Source organism: Sphingobium sp. (assembly GCF_035511395.1).
In the GTDB taxonomy this organism is placed as follows: domain Bacteria; phylum Pseudomonadota; class Alphaproteobacteria; order Sphingomonadales; family Sphingomonadaceae; genus Sphingobium.
The window spans coordinates 1-4,228 of record NZ_DATKFP010000031.1 but is presented as its reverse complement, the minus strand read 5'-3'; the positions used below and the strand labels follow the sequence as shown (position 1 = coordinate 4,228).

The following is a 4,228-nucleotide window of genomic DNA, read 5'->3' as shown; positions in this document are numbered from 1 at the left end:
GCGCACCGCATTCGGCGGTTCGGGACATTCCGGGATCGGCCGCGAAGGCGGCGTGCACAGTCTCGAATTCTACACCGAAACCGAAAACATCTGCGTGAAGCTCTGAGACCATGACGACTGAAACCACTATCGATCCCACGGCCATCCAGCAGGCGGCCGAGCAATTGAGGGGCGCGGCTGCCAGCGGCAAGCCGGTGGCGCCGATTCGCGATGTCATTTCGGCCGGCGGGGTGGATGCCGCCTACGCCGTGCAGGAAATCAACACCCGGCACGCCCTTGACAGCGGACGGCGCCTGGTCGGCCGCAAGATCGGCCTGACCTCGCTGGCGGTGCAGCGCCAGCTTGGCGTCGATCAGCCCGATTACGGCATGCTGTTTTCCGATATGGACGTGCCCGAGGGAATTCCGATCTCGCTCGATCAGGTCATCCAGCCCAAGGTCGAGGCCGAAATCGCGATCGTGGTCGGCCGGGACCTGCTCTATCCCGATCTCACCACGGCCGAGATGATCCGCGCGGTCGAATATGTCGTACCCGCGATCGAGATCGTCGATAGCCGTGTTGCCAACTGGGACATCCGCATCTGGGACACCGTCGCCGACAACGCCTCGAGCGGGTTGTTCGTGCTGGGGGCGGTGCCGCGCAAGCTCGAAGCGCTCGACCTGCGCGAATGCGGCATGGTGATGGAGGCAAAGGGCGAGCCGATCTCCGTAGGGGCGGGGATTGCCTGCCTCGGCAGCCCGATCACCGCATCGCTGTGGCTGGCGCGGGTCATGGCCCGGGTCGGACGCCCGCTGCTTGAAGGCGACGTGATCCTGTCCGGCGCGCTCGGGCCCATGGCCGGGATCGCGCGCGGCGATGTCGTGGAAGCGAGAATCAATGGCGTCGGAACGGTGCGGGCGGCTTTCGCTGCCGAGGCCGGCTGACGCAGATGAACGGAGAGATCGAAGAATGACCAAGATGAAATGCGCCATCATCGGCTCCGGAAATATTGGTACCGATTTGATGATCAAGCTGCTCAAGGGGTCCGATACCCTTGAACTGGCGGCGGTGGTCGGGATCGACCCGGCCTCGGAAGGCCTCGCCATGGCCCGCGAACGCGGCGTGGCGACAACCCATGAGGGTATTGAAGGGCTGCGCAAGCTGCCGGCCTACCCCGAGATTGGCATCGCGTTCGATGCGACTTCGGCCTACGCCCACAAGGAACACGATGCGGCCCTGCAAGCCGACGGCAAGCTGGTTGTAGACCTGACCCCTGCCGCGATCGGGCCGTTTTTTGTTCCGCCGGTCGGCGGAGTGCTCGACAGCGAAATCCGCAATGTCAACATGGTCACCTGCGGCGGCCAGGCGACCATTCCCATTGTCGCCGCGGTTTCGCGGGTGACCCCGGTCCACTACGCCGAAATCGTCGCGTCGGTGTCCTCGCGTTCTGCCGGGCCCGGCACCCGCGCGAACATCGACGAATTCACCCGGACCACCGCGCAGGCGATCGAGATAGTGGGCGGTGCCGGCCGCGGCCGGGCGATCATCATCCTCAATCCCGCCGAACCGCCGATGATCATGCGTGACACGATCTTCACGCTGACCGATCAGGTGGACGAGGACGCCATCCGCGCCTCGGTCAAGGAAATGGTCGAAACCGTGCAAGCCTATGTGCCCGGCTATCGCCTCAAGCAGGAAGTGCAGTTCGAACGGTTCGGCTCGAACCGGCCGCTGAAGATCCCCGGATACGGCGAATTCGTCGGCCTGAAGACCAGCGTGTTCCTCGAGGTCGAGGGCGCTGGCGACTATCTTCCGAAATATTCCGGCAACCTCGACATCATGACCGCCGCCGCCAAGGCAGCGGGTGAGCGTCTGGCCCAACAACGCCTTGAAAAGGTGGCAGCATGACCTTCAATCCCGAAACCGGAAAGCTCTACATCCAGGACGTCACCCTGCGTGACGGCATGCATGCCATTCTTCACATGTACGGCACCGAAAGTGTCCGCACCATTGCCAAGGCGCTGGACGATGCCGGCGTCGATGCGATCGAGGTGTCGCACGGCGATGGCCTCAACGGCACGTCGTTCAACTACGGGTTCGGTGCGCATACCGACTGGGAGTGGATCGAGGCCGCCGCCGATGTGATCAAGAACGCCGTGCTGACCACATTGCTGGTGCCGGGTATCGGCACGGTCGAGGAACTCCGCCGCGCCTATGCGCTCGGCGTGCGCTCGGTGCGGGTGGCGACCCATTGCACCGAGGCCGACGTCGCCAAGCAGCACATCGGCATTGCCCGCGACCTCGGCATGGATGTCTCGGGTTTCCTGATGATGAGCCACATGATCGATGCCGAGGCGCTGGCGCAGCAGGCCCTGCTGATGGAAAGCTATGGGGCGCATTGCGTCTATGTGACCGACAGCGGCGGCGCGCTCGACATGGACGGGGTGCGCGATCGCCTGCGGGCCTATGACCGCGTCCTCAAGCCGGAAACCCAACGCGGGATCCACGCCCACCACAACCTTTCGCTCGGTGTCGCCAATTCCATCGTCGCTGCCCAGGAAGGCGCGGTGCGGATCGACGCGAGCCTAGCCGGAATGGGGGCAGGGGCTGGCAACGCCCCGCTCGAGGTGTTCGTCGCCGCTGCCGACCGCAAGGGGTGGAACCATGGCTGCGACGTGATGGCCCTGATGGACGCGGCAGAGGACATCATCCGTCCGTTGCAGGACCGCCCGGTGCGCGTGGATCGCGAAACGCTGAGCCTGGGCTATGCCGGGGTCTATTCGAGCTTCCTGCGTCACGCGGAAAAGGCCGCCGAACAGTATGGGCTGGATACGCGCGAAATCCTGATCGAACTGGGCAAGCGCCGGATGGTCGGGGGGCAGGAAGACATGATCGTCGATGTCGCGCTCGATCTTGTTTCCGCACGTGCAGCATAGGCCCAAGGCAATGGACAAACTTGAGCGATACGCCGAAATCCTCGACAGCGCCGCTTTGCACGCGCGTGCCACACCGCAGCTCACCCATACCGATCCCGACCTGAGCGTCGCGGATGCCTACCGGGTCCAGCAGCTGTCGGTCGATCGGCGGCTGGCGCGGGGCGAACGCCGCATCGGGGTCAAGATGGGGCTGACGAGCCGCGCCAAGATGCTGCAGGTCGGGGTCGACGAGGTCGCCTGGGGGCGCTTGACCGATGCTATGCTGATCGAGGAGGGCACGGCCATGTCGCGGGCGCGTTTTGTCCATCCGCGGGTCGAGCCGGAAGTCGCCTTTTTGATGAAGGCGCCGCTGGCCGGTAAGGTGACGGCGGCGGCCGCGCTGGCGGCGGTCGAGGCGATTGCCCCGGCCATGGAAATCATCGACAGCCGCTATGAGAACTTCAAGTTCGCGTTGTCCGATGTCATCGCCGACAACACCTCGTCGTCCGGGCTGGTGATCGGCTCCTGGAACGATCCAGCAATGGATTTCTCGAACCTCGGCGTGTACCTCGAAATCGACGGGGAAGTGAAGCAAATCGGCTCGACCGCCGCGATTCTCGGCCACCCACTACGCTCGCTGGTCGCGGCAGCCAGGCTTGTTGCCGAAGCTGGTGAGGAGATTTCGGTCGGGGACATCGTGATGGCGGGCGGGATCACCGCCGCGCCCAATCTGGCACCTGGTCAAACGGTGCGCACGACCGTCCAAGGGCTGGGTTCGGTCATGTTCCAGGTGGAGGCCTGAATGCCGATCATCGAGGTCAACTTGCTCGAAGGGAGGACTCCCGACGACAAGGAGCGGTTGATCCAGGCTTTGACCGCTGCCGCCATCGAAGCGATCGGTGCGCCGCGCGAATCGGTTCGCATCATCCTGCGCGAGATGCCGCCGGGCCATTTCGCGGTGGGTGGAGAGACCTTCGCTGCCAAAGCGGCCGCGAAGGCGGCTGGACAAGGCTAGGACCGTGACCGGCCTCTATCAAATCCGCGTGGTTGGCGGCGGCGAGTTCACCTGCGGCGGGGACGAGCGGGTCCTCCTCGCAATGGAACGTTGTGGTGCCGGCGATATCGGGGTTGGTTGCCGGGGCGGCGGATGCGGAATTTGCCGGGTGAGGGTAGTCGAAGGCGATTACCGGACCGGCAAGATGAGTGCGGCGAAGGTGTCGGATAGCGATCGCCAGGCAGGTTATGCCTTGGCTTGCCGTCTGTTCCCGGCCGAAGATCTGGTCATTGCAGTGGAATAAGGTTGGAAGGAGTTTTAAGATGGCTACTCAACTGAA

At 64.3% G+C, this 4,228-nt stretch carries 6 protein-coding genes; all 6 read left to right on the top strand.

Annotated elements, in window-relative coordinates:
• Nucleotides 1–110: 110 nt before the first annotated feature.
• Genes VMR39_RS01540 through VMR39_RS01515 form a run of 6 tightly spaced genes read left to right on the top strand, consistent with a single transcriptional unit; the run spans nucleotide 111 to nucleotide 4,192 of the window.
• A complete protein-coding gene (locus tag VMR39_RS01540) occupies nucleotides 111–923 on the top strand; it encodes a 2-keto-4-pentenoate hydratase (RefSeq protein WP_037508679.1) in 813 nt (270 codons plus the stop codon).
• 25 nt (nucleotides 924–948) lie between these two features.
• Nucleotides 949–1,887, top strand: coding sequence for an acetaldehyde dehydrogenase (acetylating) (locus VMR39_RS01535; protein WP_037508677.1), 939 nt, complete (start codon nucleotides 949–951; stop codon nucleotides 1,885–1,887).
• Nucleotides 1,884–2,915, top strand: a complete 1,032-nt coding sequence (dmpG, locus tag VMR39_RS01530) for a 4-hydroxy-2-oxovalerate aldolase (RefSeq protein WP_037508674.1) — start codon at nucleotides 1,884–1,886, stop codon at nucleotides 2,913–2,915. The genes VMR39_RS01535 and dmpG overlap by 4 nt, the downstream gene beginning before the upstream one ends.
• A gap of 10 nt (nucleotides 2,916–2,925) precedes the next feature.
• Entirely contained in the window at nucleotides 2,926–3,696 is a 771-nt protein-coding gene (locus tag VMR39_RS01525; RefSeq protein WP_037508671.1) for a 2-keto-4-pentenoate hydratase, read from the top strand.
• Nucleotides 3,697–3,909: a 2-hydroxymuconate tautomerase gene (locus VMR39_RS01520; RefSeq protein WP_037508667.1), complete on the top strand. Its 213-nt coding sequence runs from the start codon at nucleotides 3,697–3,699 to the stop codon at nucleotides 3,907–3,909.
• A gap of 4 nt (nucleotides 3,910–3,913) precedes the next feature.
• On the top strand, nucleotides 3,914–4,192 hold the full coding sequence (locus tag VMR39_RS01515) for a 2Fe-2S iron-sulfur cluster-binding protein (RefSeq protein WP_025548196.1): 279 nt from the start codon (nucleotides 3,914–3,916) through the stop codon (nucleotides 4,190–4,192).
• The last annotated feature ends 36 nt before the right edge of the window (nucleotides 4,193–4,228 follow it).